This window comes from Kluyvera fluvialis, from assembly GCF_059725275.1.
Genome location: NZ_AP046142.1, coordinates 424343 through 438833 on the forward strand (window position 1 = coordinate 424343; position 14491 = coordinate 438833).

The window sequence follows — 14491 nt, forward strand, 5'->3', positions numbered from 1 at the left end:
CATGACCGCCACATTACGCCCGCACGACCTTATCTGGCTCACCGCGCGAGACGCGCTGGAAGGGATTACAGAATCCTGGGTGGATGACGTTTGGCATACCGGCCTGCCTGTGGTGGTGCGGCGTGATGTGGACGCGAAGGGGCGCATACCCGTCGGGGTGCGTGGAATGAAGCGCGACCAGCGTGCGGCGGGGTGGGCGAAAGCCAGCGCGGTTGCTCGCGTCTGTACGCCGGAATCGCTGGTTGAGCCATTAGCGCTACTGCGCTCGCCGTTTGTTTCTCAGCCGCCGGTTCAGGTGGCTGTGCTGTTGGCGCAACAGACGTGGCCGTGGCGGTGGGGAATTACCGGCAGTACAGGTTACGCGCTGGCGACGGGGATTCCGGTGATTCATGCCGCCAGTGATTTGGATTTGCTGATTCGCGCGCCGCAGCCGTTATCAACGCAATGGCTGGCAAAGTGGCAGCAACAGCTTGCGGGCGGGTTATGCCGGGCAGATACCCAGGTTGAAACGCCCTACGGCGCGTTTGCGCTCAATGAATGGCTGCGCGACGGCAAAGCGTTGTTGAAAACATCGCAGGGGCCGCGCCTGGTGCGCGACCCGTGGAGTAGGGAGGCGTAAATGAAAATTCTGTTTACCTTTCCGGGGCAGGGAACGCAGCATCCAGGGATGTTGCGCCTCCTTCCGGGAACGGAGTTCGCACAGGCGCGGGATGTGCTGGGCGCTGAAGCTGATGCGCTGGATTCCCCCGAATCATTAAAACACACGCGCGCGGTGCAGCTTTCGCTGCTGATTGCTGGCGTTGCCTGGGCGCGGGAGTTAGCGCGCCGTGGGGTGTCGCCTGATATCGTCAGTGGGTTGTCGATTGGCGCTTATCCGGCAGCCGTGGTGGCCGGAGCGCTGGATTTTCGCGATGCATTAACGCTGGTGGCGCTGCGTGGCGATTTGATGGAGCAGGCGTACCCGCAGGGTTACGGCCTGACGGCAATCATGGGGCTGACGTTGCCGCAGGTGGAAGCGTTGATGACGGATAGCGGAACCTATATCGCTAACCTGAATGCGGAAACGCAGATTGTTATCGCCGGTAGCGATGAGGCGATGGCGAATGTTGCGAAACGGGCGCTGGAGAAAGGGGCAAGCAAAGTGCATCGGCTGGCGGTGAGTGTGCCGTCGCACTGTGCGCTGTTGGCGGAACCCGCGCAAAAGCTGGCGGCGGCGTTTAGTCGCGTGACGCTTTCCCGCCCCCGCTGCGCGTATCTCAGTGGCAGTACCGGGCGCGTGCTGTGGCAACCGGAACGGATTGCTGAGGATTTAGCGATGAATATGGCGCGCACCGTGCGCTGGCAAGAGGCGGTGATTGCCGCCAATGAGCGCGAAGCCCGGCTGGCGATTGAAATGCCGCCTGGCGGAGTGTTGACTTGCCTGACGCGTCAGGCTGCGTGGGAAGGTGAGTCTGTTTCGCTGGAGCGTAGCGGTATCGATGTTGCCGTACATTTGGCGCGGCGGCTTCGCATGTGAGTGTGATTGCCCGATGGCGCTACGCTTATCGGGCCTACAAATCATCCGTAGGCCGGATAAGATGCGTTGGCATCGCCATCCGGCAATCAGACGGCGGAATGAATGCTGCGTGCGTACATGCGCCCTTCGGCCGCCAGCGCCAACAGGTTTGGGTCACGCTCGCGGTTGCGGGGCAGAACAATAGCGATAAGTTGCTGCATTTGGTACGGCTGCGACAGCTTTAACAACTGCACGGAATTCTCATACATCTTCTTCATTCGCCCCGGCATCAGGGTAAAACCGACACCCGCCTGCACTAGGCTGAGCATTGAGAAAATGTCATTCACGCGAGTGACAATTTCCGGCTCAAACCCCGCGATATGAAACGCGTCCTGAAAACCGGCGTAGGTGGCAAAACCTTCTGCCAGCGAGACAAACTTTTGATGGCGGTAATCGCGCAGATCGGCGGGTGATGACGTATCAAGAACGGCGCTCGCCGGAGCGGCAAGATAAATATCGTCGTGAAACAGTGGCAGCACTTCGAGGCTGTTGCGGTCGATGTCGCTTTCCGAGATGGAAATCAAAATCGCGTCCAGCGTGCCGTCTTCCAGCATCTTCAGCAGCGCCTCATTGGAACCCATCGTGAGATCCAGTTCCAGATCAGGGCGGCGCAGTTTCATCCCCATAATCAGGTGCGGCACGGTTTCCAGCGTCAGCGAGTACAGCGTACCCACGCGCAAACGGCCCTGACCGACGCCAGCGGTTTTACGCGCTTCTTCCAGCCCGCGCGTCATCAGTTGGCTGACTTCCTGGCAATACTCCAGCAGCGTCCATGCCGCCGGTTGGGCAATTAAATTGCGCCCTTTGTGGACAAACAGCGGGCAGCGGACGTTCTCTTCCAGCGTGTGCAGCGCCCGATGCACGCTGACGCCGCTGATATTCAGCGCTTCAGCGGTACGGGCGATGTTGCCCTTCTCCATAAACGTCATGAAGATGGTCAGCTTGCGGAAGGTTATGTCGTCGGTGATTGACAGATTCATCGTCCGGCCCTTCGCGGTTAGTCGTTTTGCATCATCTGTTCAAGCTGCTCTTGTGCGTCCAGCCAGGCCATTTCGGCCTCTTCCAGCCCAGATTTAGCACTGGCTTGTAGCTGCAAACACTCGGTCATTTCCGCTTTACGGCTTGGGTCGTACAGGCCGCTGTCGCCCAGTTTTTCTTCTGCCTGTGCCAACTGGGCGTTGAGTTTCTCCATCTCTTTTTCCAGACGGGCTATCTCTTTACGCAGCGGTTGCGTCAGGGTGCGCAGTTCGGCTTCGCGGCGTTTCTGATCTTTGCGTGACTGGGCGCTGTTAACGTTCTCTTTCGCCGGTTCGTCGCCCTGGTTTTCCTGCTTTTGCACGTCGCTCAGCCACTGCTGATAATCTTCCAGGTCGCCGTCGAACGGCTCCACTTTCTTGTCGTGCACCAGGTACAGGTCATCGGTGGTGGAGCGAATCAGGTGACGGTCGTGCGAAACCACAACCAGTGCGCCTTCGAAATCGATCAGCGCTTCGGTCAGCGCCTGGCGCATATCGAGGTCAAGGTGGTTGGTCGGTTCATCGAGCAGCAGCAGGTTCGGGCGCTGCCAGACGATCAGCGCGAGCACCAGACGCGCTTTTTCGCCGCCGGAAAAACGCATGGTCTGTTCGGTCACTTTGTCGCCCTGGAAACCGAAACCGCCTAAATAATCACGCAGTTTCTGCTCCAGCTCCTGCGGAGCCATTCGAGCCATGTGCTGCAACGGGGATTCATCGGCGCGCAGGAACTCCAACTGATGCTGGGCGAAGTAACCGAGTTTAATGCCTTTTGCCAGACCAATTTCGCCGTGCAGCGGTTCCAGCTCGCCAGCGAGTAGTTTAATCAGCGTCGATTTACCGGCTCCGTTACGCCCCAGCAGCCCAATGCGCGAACCGGGCACCAGGTTCAGTTTGATCGAGTCCAGAATGGTGCGATCGCCATAGCCCGCGCTGACTTTTTCCATTTTCAACAGTGGATTCGGCAGGCTTTCCGGTGCGCGGAAACTAAAGTGGAACGGGTTATCTACGTGCGCAGGGGCAATCAGCTCCATACGCTCCAGCATTTTTATACGGCTTTGCGCCTGTTTCGCTTTGGTGGCTTTAGCGCGGAAACGGTCGATATAGCTTTGCAGGTGCGCCACGCGCTCTTGCTGGCTTTCATACATCGACTGTTGCTGTGCCAGACGTGTCGCGCGCTGGCGCTCGAACGAGCTGTAGTTGCCGGTGTATTCGAACATTGTCTGCTGTTCGATATGAATAATTTTGTCCACTACCGGATCAAGGAAGTCGCGGTCATGGGAGATCAGAATCAGCGTGCCCTGGTAGCTTTTCAGCCATTTTTCCAGCCAGATAACCGCATCGAGGTCGAGGTGGTTAGTCGGTTCATCGAGCAGCAGCAGATCGGAGCGGCAAATCAGCGCCTGCGCCAGGTTAAGGCGCATACGCCAGCCGCCGGAAAAGTCGCTCACCGGGCGCTCAAGCTGTTCATTGCTGAAGCCCAGACCGTGCAGCAGGCTGGAAGCGCGCGAGCGGATTGTCCACGCATCAATGGCGTCCAGTTTGCCGTGCACGGTGGCGATAGCATGGCCATCGTTGCGCTCGTTGGCGTCGTCAAGCTGAGCTTCTAACTGGCGGAATTCACGATCACCGTCAATCACATAGTCCAGCGCAGGGCGCGGCAGGGCTGGTGTTTCCTGATTAACCCACGCCAGTTGCCAGGTGCTGGGGTAGGTAAAGTTGCCGCCATCGGCACTTATCTCGTTTTTCAGGAGCGCAAGCAGCGTGGATTTGCCGCAGCCGTTTTTCCCCACCAGGCCCACTTTCTGCCCAGGGTTGATGGTGGCCGTTGCGTTATCCAGCAGGACATTCACGCCGCGACGAATTTGTAACGAGGAGAAAACAATCATAAGACGCCGTATGTTCTGACTATGTTAAATTGTCATTGTGATAATGTAATGTGGTAAGCGAATCGCAATACCGGGCCGCAATGGTAGCCCAAAACAATGACTATACACAAAATCATTCAGGTTGCGTGTCACCAGCCCGAAAGAGGATGTGATTGACGCCCGGGAGGGGAATGATGACGCAGACGGCGAAAGTATTGCTGCTCTATGCCCATCCGGAATCACAGGACTCGGTTGCGAACCGGGTTTTGCTTAAACCGGCTTCGCAGTTAAGTAACGTCACGGTGCACGACCTTTACGCGCACTATCCTGACTTTTTTATCGATATTCCGCGAGAGCAGGCGTTGCTGCGCGAACACGATGTGATTGTGTTCCAGCATCCGCTCTACACTTATAGCTGCCCGTCGCTGTTAAAAGAGTGGCTGGATCGCGTGTTGAGCCGTGGATTTGCCAGCGGGATAGGGGGAAATCAGCTTGCGGGAAAGTATTGGCGTAGTGTTATCACCACTGGTGAACCGGAAAGCGCTTACCGACACGACGGCCTTAACCGTTACCCCATGAGCGATATTCTGCGCCCGTTTGAACTGACAGCGGCGATGTGCCATATGCATTGGCTCAGCCCGATTATCGTCTATTGGGCGCGCCGTCAGCCGCCCGATGAACTGGCAAACCACGCAAAAGCCTACGCCGACTGGCTGGCTGCGCCAACGATGGCGGGAGGGCGATAATGGAAGGGTCTGATTTATTACTGGCGGGGGTGCTGTTTCTCTTCGCGGCGGTGGCTGCGGTGCCATTGGCATCGCGGCTGGGGATTGGCGCGGTATTAGGCTATTTGCTCGCGGGGATTGCCATCGGCCCGTGGGGGCTGGGCTTTATCAGCGATGTTGACGAGATCCTTCATTTCTCCGAGCTGGGCGTGGTGTTCCTGATGTTTATCATCGGTCTGGAACTGAACCCTGCGAAGTTATGGCAACTACGCCGCCCCATTTTTGGCATTGGCGCGGCGCAAGTGATGCTCAGCGCCGCGATTCTCGGCGGGTTGCTGATGTTGACCGATTTCGCCTGGCAAGCGGCGGTGATTGGCGGAATAGGCCTCGCGATGTCGTCCACCGCGATGGCGTTGCAGCTGATGCGTGAAAAAAGCATGAGCCGCAGTGAATCCGGGCAGCTTGGTTTTTCGGTGCTGCTGTTCCAGGATTTGGCGGTGATCCCCGCGTTAGCATTAGTGCCGTTGCTCGCGGGTACGGTAGATGACCATTTTGACTGGAAAACCGTGGGCTTAAAGGTACTGGCGTTTGCCGGTATGTTGATTGGCGGGCGCTATTTGCTGCGCCCCGTGTTCCGCTTTATTGCCAGCTCCGGCGTGCGTGAAGTCTTTACCGCCGCCACGTTGCTGCTGGTGCTTGGCTCGGCGTTATTTATGGATGCGCTGGGGCTGTCGATGGCGCTCGGTACGTTTATTGCGGGCGTTCTGCTGGCAGAAAGTGAATACCGTCATGAACTGGAAATTGCTATTGAGCCGTTTAAAGGGCTGCTACTGGGGCTGTTTTTTATCTCCGTCGGGATGTCGCTGAACCTCGGTGTGCTTTACAGCCATCTGCTGTGGGTGATTGGCAGCGTGGCGGTGCTGGTGGCGGTGAAAACACTGGTGCTGTACCTGCTGGCGCGATTACACGGTTTACGCAGCTCCGAGCGGATGCAGTTTGCTGGGGTGCTAAGCCAGGGCGGTGAGTTTGCTTTTGTCCTTTTTTCGGCTGCCTCGTCGCTGAAAGTCTTTAAAGGCGACCAGATGTCGCTGCTGTTGGTGACGGTGACGCTCTCAATGATGACCACGCCGCTGCTGATGAAAGTGGTGGACTGGCGGCTCTCGCGACGCTTTAACGGCACGGAAGAAACAGATGAAGCGCCGTGGGTTGAGGATGATAAGCCGCAGGTTATCGTGGTCGGCTTTGGCCGTTTTGGCCAGGTGATAGGCCGATTGCTGATGGCCAATAAGCTGCGTATTACGGTGCTGGAGCGCGATATCAGCGCGGTGAACCTGATGCGTAAATATGGCTACAAGGTTTACTACGGCGATGCGACGCAGGTTGAACTGTTGCGCTCCGCTGGAGCCGAGCAGGCGCAGTCAATCGTTATCACCTGTAATGAACCGGAAGACACCATGAAGCTGGTGGAAATATGCCAGCAGCACTTTCCTCATCTGCATATTATGGCGCGAGCACGAGGGCGTGTGGAGGCGCACGAACTGTTGCAGGCAGGCGTGCTACAGTTTTCCCGTGAAACCTTCTCCAGTGCGCTGGAGCTGGGGCGTAAGGCGCTAATTTCCACCGGGATGCATCCTCATCAAGCGCAGCGCGCGCAACTGCATTTTCGTCGGTTAGATATGCGGATGCTGCGCGAGCTGATGCCGGTGCACAGTGATACCCAACAAATTTCGCGCGTGCGGGAAGCGCGACGCGAGCTGGAGGAGATTTTCCAGCGTGAAATGCAACAAGAGCGACGGCAGCTGGATGGTTGGGACGAATTTGAATAGAAGGTGAAGCATGGCGGTACGTAAACGTTTTATCGCGGGCGCAAAATGCCCGTCGTGTCAGGCGCAGGACTCTATGGCGATGTGGCGCGAAAATAATATTGATATTGTTGAATGCGTTAAGTGCGGGCACCAAATGCGGGAAGCCGATAAAGAAGTTCGCGAACACGTGCGCAAAGATGAACAAGTTATCGGGATTTTTCATCCCGAGTAGCGATCCGTGCAGTCTTTTTTTAAGCTTATTGGTACACGGGTGCAGAATTCCGCTACAATCTGCGCCACTAAATATTCCCATGCTCAGGAGATATCATGAAAGTAGCAAAAGACCTGGTGGTTAGCCTGGCCTATCAGGTACGTACAGAAGACGGTGTGTTGGTTGATGAGTCTCCGGTAAGTGCTCCGCTGGACTACCTGCATGGTCACGGTTCCCTGATCTCTGGCCTGGAAACGGCGCTGGATGGTCATGAAGTTGGCGATAAATTCGATGTTGCTGTAGGCGCGAACGATGCTTACGGCCAGTATGACGAAAACCTGGTGCAACGCGTTCCTAAAGACGTGTTCATGGGCGTTGACGAATTGCAGGTAGGTATGCGCTTCCTGGCGGAAACCGACCAGGGCCCAGTACCAGTAGAAATTACCGCAGTTGAAGACGACCACGTCGTTGTTGATGGCAACCACATGCTGGCTGGCCAGAACCTGAAATTCAACGTAGAAGTTGTTGCTATCCGCGAAGCGACCGAAGAAGAACTGGCTCACGGCCACGTTCACGGTGCGCACGGTCACGACCACGATCACGACCATGAAGGCTGCTGTGGCGGTCACGGTCATGACCACGGTCACGAGCACGGCGGCGAAGGCTGCTGCGGTGGCGGCGGTAAAGGCAACGGCGGTTGCGGTTGCCACTAATCGCTGTGATTGCCTGATGGCGCTATGCTTATCCGGCCTGACGCAGACCGGATAAGACGTTTACGTCGTCATTAGCACAAAAAAAGCGGGGAAACCCGCTTTTTTTACGTCTCAATAATGAGGCGGTGGCGTCTCTTCAGACTGGGACGCAATGTTGGATGGTTGGCTGGCTTTTAGCTTTTCTGTCAGCAGGCGCAGATGTTCGCGCAGTTTTGCCATTTCCATTTCATGGGCGGTGACCGTTTGGTTGAGGTCATCAATGGTGATTTCCTGGAAGGCCAGTCGGCTTTCAAGTTCAGCCAGACGCGCTTCGATTGTCGTTTCCTGCATGATGTCTCTCTCCACTGTTATCGCCAAAAGCGTTCCGACGCGGCGGATTCTACGCAACTTTTTTCCGCTATGCAGCACTGCTGTACGTGAGCGGAAACTAATTTAAACAAAAAGAGTCTGAAAAGAGTCGATATAGGAAGCGTGCGTATGTAGATTTCCTCTACAACGTTCTATAGTACGCTTCTCATTAAGTTAACATTGGGGCGAGAGGCCCCGGCCCTGGAGAGATGGATGAAATCACTGTTTAAAGTAACGCTTCTGGCAACTACGATGGCCGTCGCACTGAATGCGCCGCTGACCTTTGCTGCTGACACCGCCGCGAAAGCTGCTCCGGCTGCTGACAGCAAATCTGCATTCAAAAATGACGACCAGAAATCTGCCTATGCGCTGGGCGCATCGCTGGGTCGTTACATGGAAAATTCTCTGAAAGAGCAAGAGAAACTGGGCATCAAACTGGACAAAAACCAGCTGATCGCCGGTGTTCAGGATGCATTTGCAGACAAGAGCAAACTCTCTGATCAGGAAATCGAACAAACTCTGCAAGCGTTTGAAACTCGCGTGAAGACTTCTGCTCAGGCGAAGATGGAAAAAGACGCTGCGGATAACGAAGCGAAAGGCAAAGCCTTCCGTGACAAGTTCGCCAAAGAGAAAGATGTGAAAACCTCTAAAACTGGCCTGCTGTACAAAGTAGAGAAAGCCGGTACGGGTGAAGCGCCGAAAGATAGCGACACCGTGGTGGTTAACTACAAAGGTACGCTGATCGACGGTAAAGAGTTCGATAACTCTTACACCCGTGGCGAGCCTCTGTCCTTCCGTCTGGACGGCGTTATCCCAGGCTGGACTGAAGGCCTGAAAAACGTGAAGAAAGGCGGCAAAATTCAGCTGGTCATCCCACCAGACCTGGCTTACGGTAAAACCGGCGTTCCGGGTATCCCAGCTAACTCTACGCTGGTATTTGATGTTGAACTGTTAGACATCAAACCGGCTCCGAAAGCGGAAGCGCAGCCTGAAGCTGCACCGGCTGCGAAAGCGGCAGACGCCAGCAAAAAATAAGATAATCATAGCCGCCGCCCACTGGGCGGCGGCTTTTTATTATCCGCAGGGTATAATTAATGCTGGAAAGCGCCTTATGCGCTGTATTACTTTAGATGCCCCTAATAGTGATGAGCCTGCCCTGACAACATAACGACAGGCTCCTGAAAAGGAGTGCTTTTTTTCATGTCCAGGTCGCTTTTAACCAACGAAACCAGTGAACTCGATTTACTGGATCAACGTCCTTTTGATCAAACTGACTTCGATATCCTCAAATCCTACGAAGCGGTGGTGGACGGGTTGGCGATGCTCATTGGTTCCCACTGCGAAATCGTGTTGCATTCATTACAGGATTTGAAATGCTCGGCAATACGTATCGCGAACGGCGAACATACCGGGCGAAAAATCGGTTCTCCTATTACCGATCTTGCGCTACGTATGCTGCATGATATGACTGGGGCAGATAGCAGCGTTTCCAAATGCTATTTTACTCGCGCCAAAAGCGGCGTACTGATGAAGTCCGTCACCATTGCTATTCGCAACCGTGAGCACCGCGTCATCGGCTTGCTGTGCATCAACATGAATCTTGATGTGCCGTTCTCACAAATTATGAACACCTTTATCCCGCCAGAAACCCCAGAGGTGGGATCTGCGGTGAACTTTGCCTCCTCGGTTGAGGATCTGGTTACCCAGACGCTAGAGTTCACTATCGAAGAGGTGAATGCCGATCGTAACGTTTCTAATAACGCTAAAAATCGCCAGATCGTGCTTAACCTTTACGAGAAGGGAATCTTCGATATTAAAGATGCCATTAACCAAGTGGCTGACCGTCTGAATATCTCCAAGCACACCGTTTATCTCTACATTCGCCAGTTCAAGAGCGGCGATTTCCTGGGGCAAGATAAGTAATGCGTTTTGCCTTGATGGTGACAGGCCCCGCGTACGGCACACAACAGGCCAGCAGCGCGTTGCAGTTTGCGCAAGCGGTGTTGGCGGAAGGGCACGAGATAGCCTGTGTGTTTTTCTATCGCGAAGGGGTCTATAACGCCAATCAGTTGACCTCTCCGGCGAGCGATGAGTTTGATTTAGTGCGTGCGTGGCAGTCGCTGCATGATGTGCATGGCATTGCGCTGCATATCTGTGTGGCGGCAGCGCTGCGTCGCGGGGTGGCTGATGAGACGGAAGCTAACCGTTTGGGGCTAGCGGCGAGTAATCTGCAATCGGGCTTTTCCCTTAGTGGGTTAGGCGCGCTGGCGGAAGCGGCGTTAACCTGCGATCGCGTGGTACAGTTTTGATGAAACGAGTTGCATTTGTTTTTGCGAGTGCGCCGCACGGCAGTAGCGCCGGGCGTGAAGGGTTGGATGCGCTGCTCGCCACCTCGGCATTAAGTGAAGACCTCGGCGTCTTTTTCATTGGCGATGGGGTGTTTCAGCCGCTCAGCCAACAGCAACCGGGCGCTATCCTGGCGCGCGATTACATCGCGACCTTCAAACTGCTGGCGCTCTACGATATCGAGAACTGTTGGATTTGTGCGGCGTCATTGCGTGAACGTGGGCTTACTACGGATACCGCAATGGTGATGGATGTTGAACCGCTGGAACCTGATGCGCTGCGCCAACGGCTTAATGATTACGATGTGATTTTACGTTTCTGAGACTCTTATGCTGCATACGCTCAGTACCTCACCCTGGCATGTCGATATCTCGGCCATGCTGCGCCTGATGGATGACGGTGATGATTTATTGCTGCTCGCCGATGGCGTGCTGGCTGCGCTAGAGAATAGCCGCTTCCTTGAATTACTCCGTGCTGCCCCCATATCCATCCATGTGTTGAATGAAGATGTGCAGGCGCGCGGTCTTTGTGCTCAAATTTCGAGCGATGTCATCGTGGTCAGCTATACTGACTTCGTCAGGTTAACGGTAAAACACCCAGCTCAAATGGCCTGGTAATGTAAGACTGTTGTATATTTCTTGACACCCTTTCGGCATAGCCCTAAAATTTCGCGTCCTCATATTATATGAGGCGATTTATTACGTGTTTACGAAGCAAAAGCTAAAACCAGGAGCTATTTAATGGCAACAGTTAACCAGCTGGTACGCAAACCACGCGCACGCAAAGTTGCAAAGAGCAACGTGCCTGCGCTGGAAGCATGCCCGCAGAAACGTGGCGTATGTACTCGTGTATATACTACCACTCCTAAAAAACCGAACTCCGCACTGCGTAAAGTTTGCCGTGTGCGTCTGACCAACGGTTTCGAAGTTACCTCCTACATCGGTGGTGAAGGTCACAACCTGCAGGAGCACTCCGTGATCCTGATCCGTGGCGGTCGTGTTAAAGACCTTCCGGGTGTTCGTTACCACACCGTTCGTGGTGCGCTTGACTGCTCCGGCGTTAAAGACCGTAAGCAAGCACGCTCCAAGTACGGCGTGAAGCGTCCTAAGGCTTAATGGTTCTCCGTTAAGTAAGGCCAAACGTTTTAAATTAATGTCAAACTAAACTCTTTGAGTTTTGGACAATCCTGAATTAACAACGGAGTATTTCCATGCCACGTCGTCGCGTCATTGGTCAGCGTAAAATCCTGCCGGATCCTAAGTTCGGATCAGAACTGCTGGCTAAATTTGTTAACATTCTGATGGTTGATGGTAAAAAATCTACTGCAGAATCAATCGTATACAGCGCGCTGGAGACCCTGGCTCAGCGTTCTGGTAAAAATGAACTGGAAGCCTTCGAAGTTGCGCTCGAAAACGTGCGCCCAACTGTCGAAGTTAAGTCCCGCCGTGTAGGTGGTTCTACTTACCAGGTTCCAGTTGAAGTCCGTCCGGTTCGTCGTAATGCTCTGGCAATGCGTTGGATCGTTGAAGCTGCTCGTAAACGCGGTGATAAATCCATGGCCCTGCGTCTGGCGAACGAACTCACTGATGCTGCAGACAACAAAGGTACTGCAGTTAAGAAACGTGAAGACGTTCACCGTATGGCAGAAGCCAACAAGGCGTTCGCACACTACCGTTGGTAATCCCTTCGGAGTATTAGTCACCAGGCGGGCGCTTCAGGTAAGTCGCCCGTTCTGGATAACTTAACTGAACGCCTAAAGAGACAAACGAGGAATCAAATGGCTCGTACAACACCCATCGCGCGCTACCGTAACATCGGTATCAGTGCGCACATCGACGCCGGTAAAACCACTACTACCGAACGTATTCTGTTCTACACCGGTGTAAACCATAAAATCGGTGAAGTTCACGACGGCGCCGCTACCATGGACTGGATGGAGCAGGAGCAGGAGCGTGGTATTACCATTACCTCCGCAGCGACTACTGCATTCTGGTCTGGTATGGCTAAGCAGTATGAACCACACCGTGTAAACATCATCGACACCCCAGGGCACGTTGACTTCACTATCGAAGTAGAACGTTCCATGCGTGTTCTTGACGGTGCGGTAATGGTTTACTGTGCAGTTGGTGGTGTTCAGCCACAGTCTGAAACCGTATGGCGTCAGGCAAACAAATATAAAGTTCCACGTATCGCGTTCGTTAACAAAATGGACCGTATGGGTGCGAACTTCCTGAAAGTTGTTGGTCAGATCAAAACCCGTCTGGGCGCGAACCCTGTTCCGCTGCAGCTGGCAATTGGTGCTGAAGAAGCATTCACCGGTGTTGTTGACCTGGTGAAAATGAAAGCCATCAACTGGAACGAAGCTGATGCAGGCGTAACCTTCACCTATGAAGATATCCCAGCTGACATGCAGGAACTGGCCGAAGAATGGCACCAGAACCTGATCGAGTCCGCAGCGGAAGCATCTGAAGAGCTGATGGAGAAATACCTGGGTGGTGAAGAACTGACTGAAGAAGAGATCAAAAAAGCTCTGCGTCAGCGTGTTCTGAACAACGAAATCATCCTGGTAACCTGTGGTTCTGCGTTCAAGAACAAAGGTGTTCAGGCGATGCTGGATGCGGTAATTGATTACCTGCCATCCCCAGTAGACGTTCCTGCGATCAACGGTATCCTGGACGACGGTAAAGACACTCCGGCTGAGCGTCACGCAAGTGATGACGAGCCGTTTGCTGCTCTGGCGTTCAAAATCGCTACCGACCCGTTCGTAGGTAACCTGACCTTCTTCCGCGTGTACTCCGGTGTGGTTAACTCTGGTGATACCGTACTGAACTCCGTGAAAACTGCACGTGAGCGTTTCGGTCGTATCGTTCAGATGCACGCTAACAAACGTGAAGAGATCAAAGAAGTTCGCGCGGGCGATATCGCTGCTGCAATCGGTCTGAAAGACGTAACTACTGGTGACACCCTGTGTGACCCAGATGCGCCAATCATTCTGGAACGTATGGAATTCCCAGAGCCGGTAATCTCCATCGCAGTAGAACCGAAAACCAAAGCTGACCAGGAAAAAATGGGTCTGGCTCTGGGCCGTCTGGCTAAAGAAGACCCGTCATTCCGCGTATGGACTGACGAAGAATCTAACCAGACCATTATCGCAGGTATGGGTGAGCTGCACCTCGACATCATCGTTGACCGCATGAAGCGTGAATTCAACGTTGAAGCGAACGTCGGTAAACCTCAGGTTGCTTACCGCGAAGCAATTCGCGCGAAAGTTACCGATATCGAAGGTAAGCACGCGAAACAGTCTGGTGGTCGCGGTCAGTACGGTCACGTCGTTATCGACATGTACCCACTGGAGCCGGGCTCTAACCCTAAAGGTTACGAGTTCATCAACGACATCAAAGGTGGTGTAATTCCTGGCGAATACATCCCTGCCGTTGATAAAGGCATCCAGGAACAGCTGAAATCCGGTCCTCTGGCTGGTTACCCGGTTGTTGATCTGGGCGTTCGTCTGCACTTCGGTTCTTACCATGACGTTGACTCCTCTGAGCTGGCGTTTAAACTGGCCGCTTCTATCGCCTTCAAAGATGGCTTTAAGAAAGCGAAACCAGTTCTGCTTGAGCCTATCATGAAGGTTGAAGTAGAGACTCCAGAAGAGAACACCGGTGACGTAATCGGTGACTTGAGCCGTCGTCGTGGTATGCTCAAAGGTCAGGAATCCAACGTTACTGGCGTTGTGATCCACGCTGAAGTTCCGCTGTCCGAAATGTTCGGATATGCAACCCAGCTGCGTTCTCTGACCAAAGGCCGTGCTTCTTACTCCATGGAGTTCCTGAAGTACGACGATGCGCCGAACAACGTTGCTCAGGCCGTTATTGAAGCCCGTGGTAAATAAGCCACAGGATTAAAA

General features: G+C 54.2%; 17 protein-coding genes. 14 read left to right on the forward strand and 3 right to left on the reverse strand.

Features of this window, described 5'->3' with window-relative positions:
* The first annotated feature begins 1 nt into the window (after nucleotide 1).
* Together AC6I4B_RS01970 and mdcH are read left to right on the forward strand one after the other, a co-directional pair.
* Entirely contained in the window at nucleotides 2-619 is a 618-nt protein-coding gene (locus AC6I4B_RS01970) for a malonate decarboxylase holo-ACP synthase (protein WP_497769103.1), read from the forward strand.
* Nucleotides 620-1516, forward strand: coding sequence for a malonate decarboxylase subunit epsilon (mdcH, locus tag AC6I4B_RS01975; RefSeq protein WP_497769104.1), 897 nt, complete (start codon nucleotides 620-622; stop codon nucleotides 1514-1516).
* A gap of 86 nt (nucleotides 1517-1602) precedes the next feature.
* On the opposite strand, the gene AC6I4B_RS01980 is transcribed toward mdcH, so the two are convergent.
* Together AC6I4B_RS01980 and AC6I4B_RS01985 are read right to left on the reverse strand one after the other, a co-directional pair.
* Entirely contained in the window at nucleotides 1603-2535 is a 933-nt protein-coding gene (locus tag AC6I4B_RS01980; RefSeq protein ID WP_497769106.1) for a LysR family transcriptional regulator, read from the reverse strand.
* A gap of 17 nt (nucleotides 2536-2552) precedes the next feature.
* Nucleotides 2553-4457 (reverse strand): ABC transporter ATP-binding protein, encoded by a 1905-nt coding sequence (locus AC6I4B_RS01985; protein WP_497769107.1) that lies wholly within the window; start codon nucleotides 4455-4457, stop codon nucleotides 2553-2555.
* 170 nt (nucleotides 4458-4627) lie between these two features.
* Between AC6I4B_RS01985 and kefG the strand changes: the two genes are divergently transcribed.
* From kefG to slyD, 4 genes are all read left to right on the forward strand, one after another.
* Complete coding sequence (gene kefG, locus AC6I4B_RS01990) at nucleotides 4628-5182, forward strand: glutathione-regulated potassium-efflux system ancillary protein KefG (RefSeq protein ID WP_497769109.1); 555 nt, start codon at nucleotides 4628-4630, stop codon at nucleotides 5180-5182.
* Complete coding sequence (gene kefB / locus AC6I4B_RS01995; protein WP_497769110.1) at nucleotides 5182-6987, forward strand: glutathione-regulated potassium-efflux system protein KefB; 1806 nt, start codon at nucleotides 5182-5184, stop codon at nucleotides 6985-6987. Before kefG ends, kefB begins: the two co-directional genes overlap by 1 nt.
* Nucleotides 6988-6997: 10 nt before the next feature.
* On the forward strand, nucleotides 6998-7198 hold the full coding sequence (locus AC6I4B_RS02000) for a YheV family putative zinc ribbon protein (RefSeq protein ID WP_497769112.1): 201 nt from the start codon (nucleotides 6998-7000) through the stop codon (nucleotides 7196-7198).
* Nucleotides 7199-7293: 95 nt separating this feature from the next.
* A complete protein-coding gene (gene slyD, locus AC6I4B_RS02005) occupies nucleotides 7294-7890 on the forward strand; it encodes a peptidylprolyl isomerase (protein ID WP_497769114.1) in 597 nt (198 codons plus the stop codon).
* Between the two features lie 111 nt (nucleotides 7891-8001).
* Here the strand turns inward: slyD and AC6I4B_RS02010 are convergent, their stop codons facing one another.
* The gene (locus AC6I4B_RS02010; RefSeq protein ID WP_106925167.1) at nucleotides 8002-8220 is read right to left on the reverse strand and encodes a protein SlyX; all 219 of its coding nucleotides are present in this window, start codon (nucleotides 8218-8220) and stop codon (nucleotides 8002-8004) included.
* Nucleotides 8221-8451: 231 nt separating this feature from the next.
* On the opposite strand from AC6I4B_RS02010, the gene fkpA reads away from it, so the two are divergent.
* From fkpA to fusA, 8 genes are all read left to right on the forward strand, one after another.
* Nucleotides 8452-9273 carry an FKBP-type peptidyl-prolyl cis-trans isomerase gene (gene fkpA / locus AC6I4B_RS02015; RefSeq protein WP_497769115.1) on the forward strand — a complete coding sequence of 274 codons (822 nt, stop codon included), beginning with the start codon at nucleotides 8452-8454 and terminating at the stop codon, nucleotides 9271-9273.
* A 165-nt stretch (nucleotides 9274-9438) separates the two neighbouring features.
* Nucleotides 9439-10161, forward strand: coding sequence for a helix-turn-helix transcriptional regulator (locus AC6I4B_RS02020; protein ID WP_213749766.1), 723 nt, complete (start codon nucleotides 9439-9441; stop codon nucleotides 10159-10161).
* Nucleotides 10161-10547, forward strand: coding sequence for a sulfurtransferase complex subunit TusD (tusD, locus tag AC6I4B_RS02025; protein WP_497769117.1), 387 nt, complete (start codon nucleotides 10161-10163; stop codon nucleotides 10545-10547). Before AC6I4B_RS02020 ends, tusD begins: the two co-directional genes overlap by 1 nt.
* On the forward strand, nucleotides 10547-10906 hold the full coding sequence (gene tusC / locus AC6I4B_RS02030; RefSeq protein ID WP_497769118.1) for a sulfurtransferase complex subunit TusC: 360 nt from the start codon (nucleotides 10547-10549) through the stop codon (nucleotides 10904-10906). The genes tusD and tusC overlap by 1 nt, the downstream gene beginning before the upstream one ends.
* A 7-nt stretch (nucleotides 10907-10913) precedes the next feature.
* Nucleotides 10914-11201 carry a sulfurtransferase complex subunit TusB gene (tusB, locus tag AC6I4B_RS02035; protein WP_497769120.1) on the forward strand — a complete coding sequence of 96 codons (288 nt, stop codon included), beginning with the start codon at nucleotides 10914-10916 and terminating at the stop codon, nucleotides 11199-11201.
* Between the two features lie 123 nt (nucleotides 11202-11324).
* A complete protein-coding gene (rpsL, locus tag AC6I4B_RS02040; protein WP_000246815.1) occupies nucleotides 11325-11699 on the forward strand; it encodes a 30S ribosomal protein S12 in 375 nt (124 codons plus the stop codon).
* A 95-nt stretch (nucleotides 11700-11794) separates the two neighbouring features.
* Nucleotides 11795-12265, forward strand: coding sequence for a 30S ribosomal protein S7 (gene rpsG / locus AC6I4B_RS02045; RefSeq protein WP_013364441.1), 471 nt, complete (start codon nucleotides 11795-11797; stop codon nucleotides 12263-12265).
* 96 nt (nucleotides 12266-12361) lie between these two features.
* Nucleotides 12362-14476 carry an elongation factor G gene (fusA, locus tag AC6I4B_RS02050; RefSeq protein ID WP_497769210.1) on the forward strand — a complete coding sequence of 705 codons (2115 nt, stop codon included), beginning with the start codon at nucleotides 12362-12364 and terminating at the stop codon, nucleotides 14474-14476.
* The last annotated feature ends 15 nt before the right edge of the window (nucleotides 14477-14491 follow it).